This is a genomic window from Massilia sp. CF038 (assembly GCF_900129765.1).
In the GTDB taxonomy this organism is placed as follows: domain Bacteria; phylum Pseudomonadota; class Gammaproteobacteria; order Burkholderiales; family Burkholderiaceae_D; genus Telluria_A.
In genome coordinates this window covers 1223625-1235634 of the sequence record NZ_FQWU01000002.1, presented here as the reverse complement: position 1 = coordinate 1235634, position 12010 = coordinate 1223625, and the positions used below count along the sequence as shown (strand labels likewise).

General features: G+C 63.0%; 15 protein-coding genes. 8 read left to right on the top strand and 7 right to left on the bottom strand.

What is annotated here, in order from left to right; translation table 11 throughout:
• Nucleotides 1-3: 3 nt before the first annotated feature.
• From BUC24_RS15965 to BUC24_RS15935, 7 genes are all read right to left on the bottom strand, one after another.
• Entirely contained in the window at nucleotides 4-1017 is a 1014-nt protein-coding gene (locus BUC24_RS15965; RefSeq protein ID WP_073218220.1) for an SIS domain-containing protein, read from the bottom strand.
• Nucleotides 1007-2119, bottom strand: coding sequence for an N-acetylglucosamine-6-phosphate deacetylase (nagA, locus tag BUC24_RS15960; protein ID WP_073218217.1), 1113 nt, complete (start codon nucleotides 2117-2119; stop codon nucleotides 1007-1009). The genes BUC24_RS15965 and nagA overlap by 11 nt, the downstream gene beginning before the upstream one ends.
• Nucleotides 2116-2850: a GntR family transcriptional regulator gene (locus tag BUC24_RS15955; RefSeq protein WP_073220198.1), complete on the bottom strand. Its 735-nt coding sequence runs from the start codon at nucleotides 2848-2850 to the stop codon at nucleotides 2116-2118. Before BUC24_RS15955 ends, nagA begins: the two co-directional genes overlap by 4 nt.
• A gap of 2 nt (nucleotides 2851-2852) precedes the next feature.
• On the bottom strand, nucleotides 2853-3725 hold the full coding sequence (locus tag BUC24_RS15950; protein WP_073218214.1) for a glucosamine kinase nucleotide-binding domain-containing protein: 873 nt from the start codon (nucleotides 3723-3725) through the stop codon (nucleotides 2853-2855).
• A gap of 316 nt (nucleotides 3726-4041) precedes the next feature.
• Complete coding sequence (locus BUC24_RS15945) at nucleotides 4042-5343, bottom strand: GIN domain-containing protein (protein ID WP_073218212.1); 1302 nt, start codon at nucleotides 5341-5343, stop codon at nucleotides 4042-4044.
• Between the two features lie 187 nt (nucleotides 5344-5530).
• Nucleotides 5531-5785: a hypothetical protein gene (locus BUC24_RS15940; protein WP_073218209.1), complete on the bottom strand. Its 255-nt coding sequence runs from the start codon at nucleotides 5783-5785 to the stop codon at nucleotides 5531-5533.
• Nucleotides 5786-5826: 41 nt separating this feature from the next.
• Nucleotides 5827-6099 carry a hypothetical protein gene (locus BUC24_RS15935; RefSeq protein WP_073218206.1) on the bottom strand — a complete coding sequence of 91 codons (273 nt, stop codon included), beginning with the start codon at nucleotides 6097-6099 and terminating at the stop codon, nucleotides 5827-5829.
• Between the two features lie 158 nt (nucleotides 6100-6257).
• Here BUC24_RS15935 and BUC24_RS15930 point away from each other — a divergent pair, with 158 nt between their 5' ends.
• From BUC24_RS15930 to BUC24_RS15895, 8 genes are all read left to right on the top strand, one after another.
• Nucleotides 6258-7175, top strand: a complete 918-nt coding sequence (locus tag BUC24_RS15930; protein WP_073218204.1) for a LysR family transcriptional regulator — start codon at nucleotides 6258-6260, stop codon at nucleotides 7173-7175.
• A 260-nt stretch (nucleotides 7176-7435) separates the two neighbouring features.
• Entirely contained in the window at nucleotides 7436-7621 is a 186-nt protein-coding gene (locus BUC24_RS15925) for a hypothetical protein (protein WP_073218200.1), read from the top strand.
• Nucleotides 7622-7763: 142 nt separating this feature from the next.
• A complete protein-coding gene (locus tag BUC24_RS15920) occupies nucleotides 7764-8279 on the top strand; it encodes a hypothetical protein (RefSeq protein ID WP_073218197.1) in 516 nt (171 codons plus the stop codon).
• Nucleotides 8280-8298: 19 nt separating this feature from the next.
• The gene (locus BUC24_RS15915; protein ID WP_073218194.1) at nucleotides 8299-9897 is read left to right on the top strand and encodes an ExeA family protein; all 1599 of its coding nucleotides are present in this window, start codon (nucleotides 8299-8301) and stop codon (nucleotides 9895-9897) included.
• A 4-nt stretch (nucleotides 9898-9901) separates the two neighbouring features.
• Complete coding sequence (locus BUC24_RS27465; RefSeq protein WP_073218192.1) at nucleotides 9902-10681, top strand: general secretion pathway protein GspB; 780 nt, start codon at nucleotides 9902-9904, stop codon at nucleotides 10679-10681.
• Between the two features lie 11 nt (nucleotides 10682-10692).
• Nucleotides 10693-11241, top strand: coding sequence for a molybdopterin-guanine dinucleotide biosynthesis protein B (gene mobB / locus BUC24_RS15905; protein WP_083599020.1), 549 nt, complete (start codon nucleotides 10693-10695; stop codon nucleotides 11239-11241).
• Nucleotides 11242-11261: 20 nt separating this feature from the next.
• Nucleotides 11262-11462, top strand: a complete 201-nt coding sequence (locus BUC24_RS15900; RefSeq protein ID WP_073218186.1) for a YjfB family protein — start codon at nucleotides 11262-11264, stop codon at nucleotides 11460-11462.
• 261 nt (nucleotides 11463-11723) lie between these two features.
• Nucleotides 11724-11993 carry a BufA1 family periplasmic bufferin-type metallophore gene (locus BUC24_RS15895; protein ID WP_073218183.1) on the top strand — a complete coding sequence of 90 codons (270 nt, stop codon included), beginning with the start codon at nucleotides 11724-11726 and terminating at the stop codon, nucleotides 11991-11993.
• Nucleotides 11994-12010: the final 17 nt, after the last annotated feature.

The following is a 12010-nucleotide window of genomic DNA, read 5'->3' as shown; positions in this document are numbered from 1 at the left end:
AAATCAGTTGGTCTTGGTGACTTTGCTCAGATGGCGCGGACGGTCCGGATCCATGCCGCGCGCTTTCGACAGGTTCGCTGCCATGATGTAGAACGCTTGCACTGCGACGATCGGGTCGAGGTCCGGCGTGGCGGCAGTGGGCAGCGTCAGGTCGCGTTCCGCTACGTCGGCAGGCGCAGCCAGAATCACCTTGGCGCCGCGGGTGCGCATTTCGCTGGCCAGTTGCAGCACGCTGGCCTGGGTCGGGCCACGGGTGGCGAAAATCAGCAGTGGATAGCCTTCTTCAATCAGCGCCATCGGACCGTGCTTGATTTCGGCGCCGCTGAACGCTTCGGCTTGCAGGGCCGAGGTTTCCTTGAACTTGAGTGCTGATTCCAGCGCGATCGGGAAGCTGATGCCGCGTCCTACCACCATGATGTTGCGGGCCGGGGCCAGCACGTCGAGGGCGGCGCTCCAGTCAACCTGGGTGGCGGCGCGCAGCGCGTCGGGCAGGCCGGCCAGGCCGTCCAGCAGCTCGGGGTCGTTCTGCCATTGCGCCACCAAGCGCGCACCGGCCACCAGGCTGGCGATAAAGCTCTTGGTCGCGGCGACGCTGAGTTCCTTGCCGGCGTGGAGCGGCATGGCCCATTCGGCGGCGCTGGCCAGCGGCGAATCGATGTCATTGACCAGTGCCACAGTGGTGGCGCCGCCTTCGCGGAAGTAGCGCATCGGGTCGACCACGTCCGGGCTTTGACCGGACTGTGAAATCGAAATGGCCAGGGTGTCGCGGGTGACGATCGGCGCCTTGTTCAGCGTGATGAGGGACATTGGCAGCGATGCCACCACGCGCCCCATGCGCGCCATGATCAGATAGGCGCAATAATTGGCAGCGTGATCAGAACTGCCGCGTGCAATCGTCAGCGCCGTGTCGAAATTGGTGGACCTCAATTTGCGGCCAAGTTCCGCGTAGCGTTCGACGTCGCTCGACAATTGCAGGGCAACGCATTCCGCCGCGGAGACGGCTTCTTTAAGCATCATTGAGGTCACACATTTCTCCTTCTATATAAACAGCTTTGATCTGGAGCTCGCGGTCGAGCACCACCATGTCGGCAAACGTGCCCGGCGCCAGGCGCCCGCGCAGTGTTTCACCCAAATAATCGGCGGCAAAGGTGGACACGCGGTTCGATGCGTCGTCCAGCTCCAGCCCCATAGCCACCAGATTGCGCAGCGCCTGGTCCATTGTCAGTGTGCTGCCGGCCAGGGTGCCGTCGGGCAGACGCACGCCGCCCATGCACTTCTGCACGCGATGGCGGCCCAGCATGTAGTCGCCGTCGGGCATGCCGGTGGCGGCGGTGGAATCGGTCACGCAATACAAATGCGGAATCGCGCGCAGAGCCACCTTGATCGCGCCGGGGTGCACGTGCAGCAGGTCGGGAATCAGTTCGGCATACTGCGCATGCGCCAGAGCCGCGCCGACCATGCCGGGCTCGCGGTGGTGCAATGGGCTCATCGCGTTGAACAGGTGGGTAAAGCCAGCCGCGCCATGTTCGAGAGCGGCTACGCCGTCTTCATAAGAACCCAGCGTGTGGCCGATCTGGACCCGGATGCCGGCGTCGGACAGCTCGCGCACCAGGCGCAGGTGGCCGGCGATTTCGGGCGCCACCGTAATCAGGCGCATAGGGGCATGGGTGCCCAGATGCTGCACTTCGGCCAGGGTGGCGGCGCGCGCATAATTGGGCTGCGCACCGAGCTTGCCGGAGTTGATGTATGGGCCTTCCAGGTGCACGCCGAGAATGCGCGCGGAACCACGGCGGCGCTCGGCGCAGGCGGCGCCAATGGCCTTCAATGCGGCCGTGATTTCGTGCGGCGGCGCGGTCATGGTGGTGGCCAGCAAACTGGTGGTGCCATGCTTGGCATGCATCGCCGCGATGATATGCGGCGCGTCGCCGCCCTCCATGATGTCCTTGCCGCCACCGCCGTGCACGTGCAGGTCAATGAAGCCGGGCAGGATGTAATCATCCTCGTTGAGGGCAGGATTGGCCTTGTCGCCGCTGATACCGGTAACATGTTCGCCAAAAGCGATGGCGCCGCGGATCCAGCCGTCCGGGGTCAGGATGTTGCCTTTGATTGGTCCGCTCATCTGCGCGACTCCGCTACGAATTCATAATAATCACTACGGCAGTACGAGTGGGTCAATTCCACCGCGGCGCCGCTTTCCAGATAACTGACACGGGTAATGTGCAGCATGGCTGCCCCCGGCGGCAGGCCGGCCAGGCGCGCCTGCTCGGCACTGGCGTTGACGGCGCGGATATGCTGCAGCGCGCGCATCGGTACTGCGCCGCGCGCTTCCAGGTAGCCGTACAGCGAATCGGTCACGCTGTTCGGGTCCGGCATGTGCAGCGACGGAATGGTGGTGGTCTCGATCGCCATCACCACATCGTCGGCCGTGCGCAAACGCTTCAGGCGTACCACCGGCATGTTGGGCGACAGGCCCAGCGACAGCAGTTCCAGCGGGGCGGCGATACCGATTTCGCGTTCCAGCCAGCGCGAGCCGGCGGTAAAACCGCGCTGGCTCAATTCTTCCGAAAAGCTGGTCAGGCGCGACAAGGGCTGTTCGAGCTTGGGCGTGATGTAGGTGCCGGACCCGCGCCGGCGCGTGAGCATGCCGCGCTCGCACAGCATGTCGATAGCCTTGCGCGCGGTGACGCGCGAAATGTCGAGCATGTCCGACAGCATGCGCTCTGAAGGCAGTGCCTCGTTGGCACGCCAGTCACCGCTGATGATCGAGGACGACAGCTTGTTCGCCAGCTGCATATACAGCGGCGTGAGGCTGTCGGCGTCGGGTTTGAATTCACGGAGCTGCGCCAGCATGTTCATTCTCCCTTGATATGTTGAGCAATCATGCGCAGCGCGCCGCTAGCCGCGTCGCCATAAGGCGTGACGCTGCGGACCAGCAGTTGCGGCGGAAGATATACGCGCAGCGGCGCACCCAGCCCGCCGCACAAGGCCAGCGGCAGCGTGCCCGATGGATCGAGTGCATGCGCGATGGACGCCACTTCAGCGCCGGCAGCGGCCAGGAATGCGCGCGCCGTATCGTCGCTGTCGGCATGCTCGATCACGATCGGCGCCAGCTGCGCGTAACTGGTCTGGGTGGCCTGGCCCAGCCAGACCTGAATCGCATCGCGCCCGCCGCCGCAGGTGGCAATCACGGCGCTGGCAAAGGCGCTGGGCGCACGGCGTCCGTCAAGGACCTGTTCAATGTGGTTGATGGCGCGCAGGCCGATCCAGCCGCCGCTTGCTTCGTCGCCGGCCGGAAAACCCCAGCCGCCCACTTCGCGCAAGCTGCCGTCGGGCAGCAATGCCTGACCTACGCTGCCGGTACCAATGGCCACGATCGTGCCCGGATTGCCCTGGTGGGCGCCCAGCAAGGTGGTGTAGCCATCGTTTTCGAGCCGCAGTGCTGCGAAGCCCGGGTCGGCTTGCGCGAATTGGGCGGCCCACAATTTGTTATGCACGCCGGCCAGACCGAGGCCGATCGCGGAGCGGGTCAGGGCCGGCTGTTTGACGCCAATGCTGGCATAGGCTTTGGCGATGGCGTCGCGGATCGAATGCCATGCCGACTCGATGCCGTGCGCCAGCCCGGATGGGCCACTTTGACCTTGCGCGATCTCGGTGCCGTCGGGCAGCGCAAGGCGCACGCGGGTGCCTGTTCCACCGCCATCGACACCGATGAGATATTCGATCATGTTTGCTTTGTTGGGTTCTGAACTACGGGAGTGAAGGCACTATATTGTTGGCAAACCAGCTTGTCAACAGGTATTTAAGTGGTATTGTAAATTCGTGAATTGGCATTGCGCCGGTCACAACCATGACGTGGCTAAGTCCTTGTATTTAAAGGAAAAGACAAAAGTTAAAAATGGTATGCCTCTGGTGCTGGTTTAGTGCCAATTTTTTACCAAAGTGAAGCGTTTCCAATAAGGGGCGCAGGCGCTGGCGCAAAAGACAATCGGCCTGCGACGCACAGCGTGGCAGGCCGATTCAACGTGGGTAGCAAACAGTTATTCAGCGGCTGATGCGGGTGCTGCGGCGGTCGTAATGATTGGCGCCGACGGTGGCCACGGCCGGTCCTTGCACCTGGACGTCGCTGCTGCGTGCAGTAAGCTTGCGGCCGTCGAATTCGCCCGAGCCGCTCAGGCGCGCGCGCACGCTGTCGACCGTGCCTTCAAGGTGCGCCATGCCGGGGCCGTCGAGGTTGAGCACCAGGGTTTTGCCGTTCAAGGCGGCAACCAGATCGCCTGAACCACTGAGGTTCGCGCTCAGGCTGTCCGTGACGGTGGCCAGGCGGATGCCGCCCGGACCATCGCTGCGCAGGTCGGCCACCGTCACGTTGAGCTTGCCTGCTTCGAGGTCACCCGAACCCGACAGGCGTGCATCGAGCGTACCCACGCTACCATCAAGCATGACGTCGCCGGGGCCGCTCATGTTGATGCGCGCCTTTTGCGCCTGCAGGCCGTGCGCACTCAGGTCGCCCGAGCCACTGACGTTCGCTTCCAGCGCGGTGATCTTGCCGCTCACGCAAGCTTCGCCCGGTCCGCTCAGGTCGGCGCGCACGATGTCCACGGCCAGCTGGCAGGCCTTCAGGTCGCCCGAGCCGCTGATGTCGGCGTGCAGTTCGCCACCGCTACCGGCCAGGGTGATATCGCCCGGACCGCTCATGCTCACGCGCACGCGGGCCGCATGGATGCTGTCCGCCTTCAAGTCGCCGGAGCCGCTGTTGTCCGTGCGGAAGTCCCCGCTGACCGGCCCCAGATTGACATCGCCTGGCCCGGACTGCGCCAGTTTGACATTGACTGCCGTCAGCTGGCCCAGGAACAGGTCGCCGCTGCCGCTGCTGTCGACGGTCAGGGCGCGCACGCTGCCGTTGGCGCGCAGGGAGCCGGGGCCGCTCACGCCCAGGCTGAACTGTTCGCCTGTCACCTGATCGAGCTGCACGTCGCCGCTGCCGGACATCTTCAGGCTGCGCAAGGCGCTCGCGCCAATGGCGATGGTGACCCGTTCCGATTTGGACGCGCTGCCAAAATGAAAGCCGAACTGGAAGCGTGCCACCGGCTTGACGACCAGGGTATTGCCACGCACCTCAGTGATGACGTCGGCCAGCTTGTCCCTGGGGCCGGACAGACTGAGCGACTGCGCGCCCTGCGCCTTGATCACCACCTGATACGGGCCCTGCAGCTCGATTGCCTGGAAGGCGGCAACAGCGCGCTGTTCGGTCACGGCCGGGCCCTGGGCCTGGGTGGCCGGGGCGGCCAGCAGGGCAAAGGCCAGGGCCAGGGCGTGGGGGAGGGGTTTGAACGATGTGGTCATGGCGTCTCGAAATTGGTGGCGCACGAATGCGGAGACTGCACAATATGCCAGCGCCGTGGCGCCGTCAGCCGGCGCGCGACCAAACGGCCAAAGCGCATCCTGAACGGTGAAAAAGGCGCCGTAAACGGAAAAACGCCCCGTCAGATGCTGCTCGCATCCGAGGGGGCGCCGGGAACTGGCGTGGAGATTACTTCATGAACCAGTCGTACTGGCTGGCTTCCGTCGCGCGGCGGTTGTTCATCGCTTCGACGGCTTCTGCCTTGACCTTGTCGCGCTGGCCAGCTTTGTCCGCTGGGGCGGCGGCGGTGGCGGCCTGGGCAGCGACGGTCACTTGGGCGGCCGCGGTGGTGGTGGCAGCAGCAGCGGCCGGGGTTTCGCCGGCAAAGGCAGCGCCAGCGAAGGCGAGGGTGGCAACAGCGGCAAACAGTTTCGATGCATTCATGATTTTCTCCAGGATCCGGCGCGTACGCCGGTTAAAACAAATTATTTGGTGATCCAGTCAAACTGGCTCGCTTCGGTGGCGCGGTGATGCTTGACCGCTTCGACTGCTTCAGCGCGCACTTCTTCACGGGTGCGGCCGTTGTTCTTTGCGACCAGTACAGCTGGCACGCTCAGGCTTTTTGCTGCCACGCCGACCTGGGCTGCTGCGGCGGCGGTCGAGCTTGCGGTGGCGTTGGCGGCCGGCACTTCAGCGGCGCTGACGGAACCGCCGAAGGCGATCGCGGCGATAACGAAGAACAGTTTCGATGCTTTCATGGTGTAACTCCTTGGTGTTGGTTGGCGTCGCTTCAGGTGGGCGGCGTTGATAAGCGTTGTTGCTCATCCATGAAACGAAGTCTATACGTTGCACCTTCCGCAAAAAAGGGGAATACTGGCAATGATCTATTGCCAAAAACGGGATAATAAGTTTCCACATGGATAGACTTCAATCGATGAGAGTGTTTGCCAAGGTGGTGGAACACGGTAGTTTCGCCCGTGCAGCCCAGGCAATGGACATGTCCAATACCGTTGTCACGCGCAATGTTGCGGATTTAGAGGCTCACCTCGGTACGCGGCTGTTAAACCGCACCACGCGCAAGTTGTCGCTGACCGAAACCGGTTTGCAGTACCTGGAACGTGTCAAACAGATATTGACTGACATTGACGATGCCGACGCCGTGGCCTCGTCCTCGGCGCGCAAGGCAAGCGGGACGCTGCGTATTTATTGCCAGCACAGCTTTGGCCAGTCACAACTGGCGGCCCTGTTGCCCAAGTACGCTGAAGCCATGCCCGACGTGGTGCTGGACGTGACGCTGGCGGACTACCCCATCGATCTGGTGGAAGAGGGCTTTGACATCGGAATTCTGCTGGGCTTGCAAAAATTTGACGCCACCATGATTGCGCGCCGGCTGTGCATGTCGACCCTGGTTCTGTGCGCCTCACCGGCCTATCTGGCCAAGTATGGCGAGCCGTCCACGCCGTTTGAGGTATCGGATCACAAGATCCTTAATTTTGCATTTGAGCAACTACGCCACAGCTGGCCTTTAAGCTGGGGAAACGAAAAGGGCGACATTCCCATTGTCTCGCGCCTGATCTCCAACAATGGCAGCATCCTGCGCCACGCCGCCCTGGCGGGCATGGGCATCATGGTGCGCTCGTCGTTCACGCTGGACGACGATTTTTCCAGTGGCCGCCTGGTGCAGCTGCTCAAGGGCCACCACCTGGGCATGATGCCGGTGAACCTGGTATATCCGAGCCGGCGCCTGATGTCGTACAAGGTGCGCAGCTTTGTTGACTTCATGAGCGCGCAATTCCCCGCGCCCGACACCGATCCCTGGCTGGATCTGATGTGACGCTTTCCCGACACCAGGCGCGGAAAACGTGCCGGGCTCGGCTGCGCTATGTTATATTTCTGGCTGGAACTTATTGATTTCAGATTGTCATGCAGGATGGACATTCTGATCAGCTGGAAACAACAACAACAAGTTTCTCGGGCAGTCATGTCCATCTCGAAAGCCCGCTATTGCGGGCTTTTTTTCGTCTGGTGCATTTGCTCGTGAATTGTTGCGGCAAAGTGTCATAATGTGTGCAGAGCGCAGCAAGTGGGGGAATCATGATTCGCTATATGGGAACGCGCAAGAACGAGCAGGGCGCGACCGTGTATGTCTTTGTCATTAACGGTATGCAAAAAGAAATTCGCGAGCTGGCGCTCAAGCAGCATCCGGGGTGCTTTGAAGCCTTGCCGGCATCGGCCAAGGCCAAGATCGAGGCCAACCGCAACTGGATGTCCAAGTTATAGTCTGAAGGAGTCACTATGAGTAAAGCGCAAGACAGTAAGAAAGAGACCAAGAAAGAACCGGCCAAATCGGCCAAGGAAAAGAAAGAAGCCAAGAAGGTCAAAAAGGAAGAGCGCGCGCGCCAGTAAGCGCCGCCTGATCCCGATGGGACTGCGCCCACCAGGCCACTTGCCAGGCTGCCGCACGCCACGCGCGGCAGCGCTGCGCCGGTACGCCTGCGCGCTGACGCTGGCCGTGTGCAGCAGCGGCAGCGCCGCCCCGTCGACCTTCGGCCCCGTGATTGGCAGCGCACTGCTGTGCCGCAGCCATCTGGACAACGCGTACTTCCAGTCTTATCTGAATACCGCCTTTGGCCCCTCGTACAAGCACGAAGGCGGCGCCTACTGGTACAAGGCCGATGGCAACCTGTGGGGCGCGCAAGTAACCGACATCATTCTGAGCGACGATACCAGCGAGCTGGTATTTCTGGGCGCCGTGACCGAGGCCACGCCCGACAAGCTGGAAGAAGCCATCCGCGGCAGCGCCGGCGTGCGCCACAAGGTGACCGACGCCTCCACCTATCCGGTGCGTGAATCGCTGCCGGGCAGCCGCATCGTCTACTTCAAGACCAAGTCGAAAATCTACTGCGCCAAATACAAGCCGCTGCCGATCCTGCGCTAAAGGCCATTACCGGGAATCCATGTACACCCATTTCTTCAGTCTGAAGCAATCACCGTTTTCGATCGCCCCCGATCCGCGCTACCTGTTCATGAGCGAACGCCATCGCGAGGCGCTGGCGCATTTGCTGTACGGCGTGGGCAGCGGCGGCGGCTTCGTGCTGCTGACCGGTGAGATCGGCGCTGGCAAAACGACCGTATGCCGCTGCTTCATCGAACAGATTCCATCGAATACCCGCCTCGCTTACATCTTCAACCCCAAGCTGTCGGTGGAAGAACTGCTGCTGTCGATCTGCGACGAATTCCGCATTGCGCTGCTGCCGCCCGGACCGGGCCCGGTGAGCGTAAAAAGCTATGTCGACGCCATCAACACCGACCTGCTGGCCAGCCATGCGCGCGGCAAGAACAATGTGCTGATCATCGACGAAGCGCAAAACCTGTCGGCCGACGTGCTCGAACAACTGCGCCTGCTGACCAATCTGGAAACCAACGAGCGCAAGCTGCTGCAGATTATTCTGATCGGACAGCCCGAGCTGCGCACCATGCTGGCCCGGCCCGAACTGGAGCAACTGGCACAGCGCGTCATCGCGCGCTACCACCTTGGTTCCTTGAGCGAGCAGGAAACGGCCAGCTACATCGCGCACCGGATGGCGGTGGCCGGCGCCACCGGCCCGTCGCCATTCAAGCGCGCGGTGCTACCGCGTATTCATCAGATTACTTACGGGGTTCCACGCAGGATCAACCTGCTGTGCGACCGCGCGCTGCTGGGCGCGTACGTGGAAAACAGCCACGAAGTCACGCGTGCCATTTTGCGGCGCGCCGCCGGCGAAGTGTTTTCGATTCAGGCCAAGGGCCCCAGTTTGCGCAAGCGCTGGCCGGTGCTGGCCGCCGGCGTAGCGGCCGCTGTCGCTGTCAGCGCGGCCGCGGCATGGCAGCTGATGCCGGCCAGGAAAGCGCCCACCGTGGCCGCTGCCGCTGCCGCCGCAGCGCCGCCCGCCACAGCGCCGGTGGCGGCGGTGGTCAGCCTGGTACCGCTGGCGCACGCCGACGAACAGCGCGCCCTGCGCGAGCTGGCGGCCTTGTGGCATGTGACGGTGCCGCCCGGCGAAATCTGCCAGTCCGCCATGAAGGTCAATCTGCGCTGCCATCAGAGCAAAGGTGGCCTGTACGATTTGCGCCAGCTGGACCGGCCGGCCGTACTGACCCTGCGCGATGGCGCCAACGTCAGTTACGCCATGCTGATAGCCATGGATGAAGACGAGGTGACGCTGAGCTTTGACGGACGCAAGCAGAAACTGAGCGTGGCCACGCTGGCGCTGCGCTTTGACGGCGCCTTCACCACCTTGTGGAAAATGCCGCGCACCTACCGCGATCAGGTGGCCGGTGGCGAGCAGGGCCCCGACGTCGACTGGATCGCGGCCAGCCTGGCGCGCCTGGGCGGGGAAGCCGCGCCGGCCGCTGGCCAGCCGCTTGGCGCCGACACGCTGGAACTGCTGCGCCGCTTCCAGATCCAGCAAAACATGAAGGCCGACGGTGTCGCCGGTCCCCGCACTTACATGCGCCTCAATCAGCTCAACGGGGTCCCTGAACCACACTTGCTGGCCGCCGCCAACGTCAAATAATACGATGTCCTATATCCTCGAAGCCCTCAAGAAGGCCCAGTCCGAACGCCAGCTCGGCAACGCGCCCACCATTCACGATCTGTCCCTCCACAGCACGCCGCAGGACAGCGGGCGCGGTGCCGGCGTGCCGCTGCCTGTGGTGCTGGGCGGTGCCGCCGTCCTGGCCGGCCTGGCCGCTTTTCTGTGGTGGCGCCAGTCTGCGCCGCCGCCAGCAGCACCGGTGCTGGCCCAGGCAGCCATGCCCGCGCCGGCGCCAGTGAACCCGGTACCGGCGGCGCAGCCCCTGCCGGAGCCGGACATGGCGCCCCTTGTGCCAAGTGCGCCGATGCCGGCACCGATGGCCGCGCCGGGGGCGCGATCGGCCAGCCCCGCGCTGGCGCCGAAGTCCGCGCTGGCGCCGGCCACGCCGGCGCTTGCGCCCAAGTCTGCCTTGCCGCCGGCCCCGCCGGCACTGGCGCCGCGGCCGGCGCCAGTGCAGCAAGCGGTGGCGGCAGTACCGAAGCCGGCGCCCGTGCCAAAACCGGCGCCAGAACCGGACCCGGTGGCGCCCGAAGAAAGCCTGCCCACGATGCGCGAATTGCCACCGGCGGTGGCACAAGGCTTGCCGCAAGTGGCTTTTGGCGGTTACATGTATTCCAAAAATCCCGCTGATCGGCTGCTCCTGATCGACAAGGTCTTGCGCCACGAAGGCGAAGAGGTCGCGCCCGGCCTGATCCTGGAAAAATTGCTGCCGCGCGCGGCCGTGATGAATCACCGCGGCACCCGCTACCGCGTTCCTTACTAGGCCAGCGCATGATGAACAAGGTGCTCGGCGTGGTCGGCTGGTCCGGCAGCGGCAAGACCACGCTGCTGGAATACCTGGTCGCGCAGCTTGCCGCCAGCGGTTTGCGCGTCAATATCGTCAAACACAGCCACCATGACGTGCTGCTTGAGCCGGCGCACAAGGATAGCGCGCGCCTGCGCCATGCCGGCGCGGCGGAAGTCTTGCTGGCCTCGCCGTTTCGCAGCGCCATTGTGCGCGAACTGCGGGGGGCGCCCGAACCTGGCCTGGCCGAACAGCTCGCGCGCCTGAGCCCGGCCGATCTGACCCTGGTGGAAGGGTACAAGTGGGAAGCGCTGCCCAAGCTGGAAGTATTTCGGCCGTCCCTGGGGCATGCGCCCCTGTACCCACAAGACGGCCATATTGTTGCCGTGGCCGCCGACGTGGCGTGCCCGGACGATGCGCCGCCCACCCTGGTGTGGCTGGACTTGAACTCGCCTGCGCAAGTTCTTGCCTGGTTGCAATTGCAGATTCTTGAAAAAAGTCCTCAAGTTCACGTCCAGGCTGCCGTTAATCAGGGATAGCTGTTAACTCGGAGGTCGTCATGGATGTCAGTTCAATCGCAAAACTCGCTACCAGCATCGCGGAAACGGGGAACAAGCAGGAAGTTGGCGTTGCTGTGCTGAAAAAGGCGCAACAGATCCAGGCATCGACCGCCGCGCAGCTGATCAACGCAGTGCAGTCGCCGCCAGCCGTGCAAAATCTGCCTGCCAACCTCGGCAACACGATCAATACCACCGCTTAAGCAAAATTTGTGGTGAGCAGGTCAACAAAACGCGACTTGTCGCGTTATTGTCGTTAGCCGCTCGCCACCACCATATTTGGCATGCGCAGCCCGGCCACCTCTCCGCCCCAGGGAGGCCCGGGCTTTTTTTTTTTGCCCTTTTGCAAGCAAACGTAAATCAGTTGTAAGGATTTGAACGCACCCGACGACAATAGATCAGAATACCTGGCAGTGGGTGCCGGATAGTCATCGTTTTTTACTACCTACTTGGAGATATATAACATGAACAAACGTCAAGCCATTACCGCCGCCGCTCTGGCTGGTCTGTGTGTTGTCACCGCCGGCGTTGCTTACGCGGCCGACGCACCTGCCAAGGCAGAAAAAGAAAAGTGCTACGGCATTGCCAAAGCCGGTCAGAATGATTGCGCTACCGCAACTGGTTCGCATTCCTGCGCTGGCCAGGGCAAGGTCGACAAAGATGCAAACGAATGGAAATACGTGGCCAAAGGCACGTGCGAAAAGGCCGGCGGCAAGCTGACTGCAGCCAAGTAATTGCGCTGCGCGGACGG

Excerpts from the sequence above, each read along its gene's own strand:
- BUC24_RS15965 (WP_073218220.1), bottom strand. The coding sequence starts at position 1,017 with ATGATGCTTAAAGAAGCCGTCTCCGCGGCGGAATGCGTTGCCCTGCAA.
- nagA (WP_073218217.1), bottom strand. The coding sequence starts at position 2,119 with ATGAGCGGACCAATCAAAGGCAACATCCTGACCCCGGACGGCTGGATC.
- BUC24_RS15955 (WP_073220198.1), bottom strand. The coding sequence starts at position 2,850 with ATGCTGGCGCAGCTCCGTGAATTCAAACCCGACGCCGACAGCCTCACG.
- BUC24_RS15950 (WP_073218214.1), bottom strand. The coding sequence starts at position 3,725 with ATGATCGAATATCTCATCGGTGTCGATGGCGGTGGAACAGGCACCCGC.
- BUC24_RS15945 (WP_073218212.1), bottom strand. The coding sequence starts at position 5,343 with ATGACCACATCGTTCAAACCCCTCCCCCACGCCCTGGCCCTGGCCTTT.
- BUC24_RS15940 (WP_073218209.1), bottom strand. The coding sequence starts at position 5,785 with ATGAATGCATCGAAACTGTTTGCCGCTGTTGCCACCCTCGCCTTCGCT.
- BUC24_RS15935 (WP_073218206.1), bottom strand. The coding sequence starts at position 6,099 with ATGAAAGCATCGAAACTGTTCTTCGTTATCGCCGCGATCGCCTTCGGC.
- BUC24_RS15930 (WP_073218204.1), top strand. The coding sequence starts at position 6,258 with ATGGATAGACTTCAATCGATGAGAGTGTTTGCCAAGGTGGTGGAACAC.
- BUC24_RS15925 (WP_073218200.1), top strand. The coding sequence starts at position 7,436 with ATGATTCGCTATATGGGAACGCGCAAGAACGAGCAGGGCGCGACCGTG.
- BUC24_RS15920 (WP_073218197.1), top strand. The coding sequence starts at position 7,764 with ATGGGACTGCGCCCACCAGGCCACTTGCCAGGCTGCCGCACGCCACGC.
- BUC24_RS15915 (WP_073218194.1), top strand. The coding sequence starts at position 8,299 with ATGTACACCCATTTCTTCAGTCTGAAGCAATCACCGTTTTCGATCGCC.
- BUC24_RS27465 (WP_073218192.1), top strand. The coding sequence starts at position 9,902 with ATGTCCTATATCCTCGAAGCCCTCAAGAAGGCCCAGTCCGAACGCCAG.
- mobB (WP_083599020.1), top strand. The coding sequence starts at position 10,693 with ATGAACAAGGTGCTCGGCGTGGTCGGCTGGTCCGGCAGCGGCAAGACC.
- BUC24_RS15900 (WP_073218186.1), top strand. The coding sequence starts at position 11,262 with ATGGATGTCAGTTCAATCGCAAAACTCGCTACCAGCATCGCGGAAACG.
- BUC24_RS15895 (WP_073218183.1), top strand. The coding sequence starts at position 11,724 with ATGAACAAACGTCAAGCCATTACCGCCGCCGCTCTGGCTGGTCTGTGT.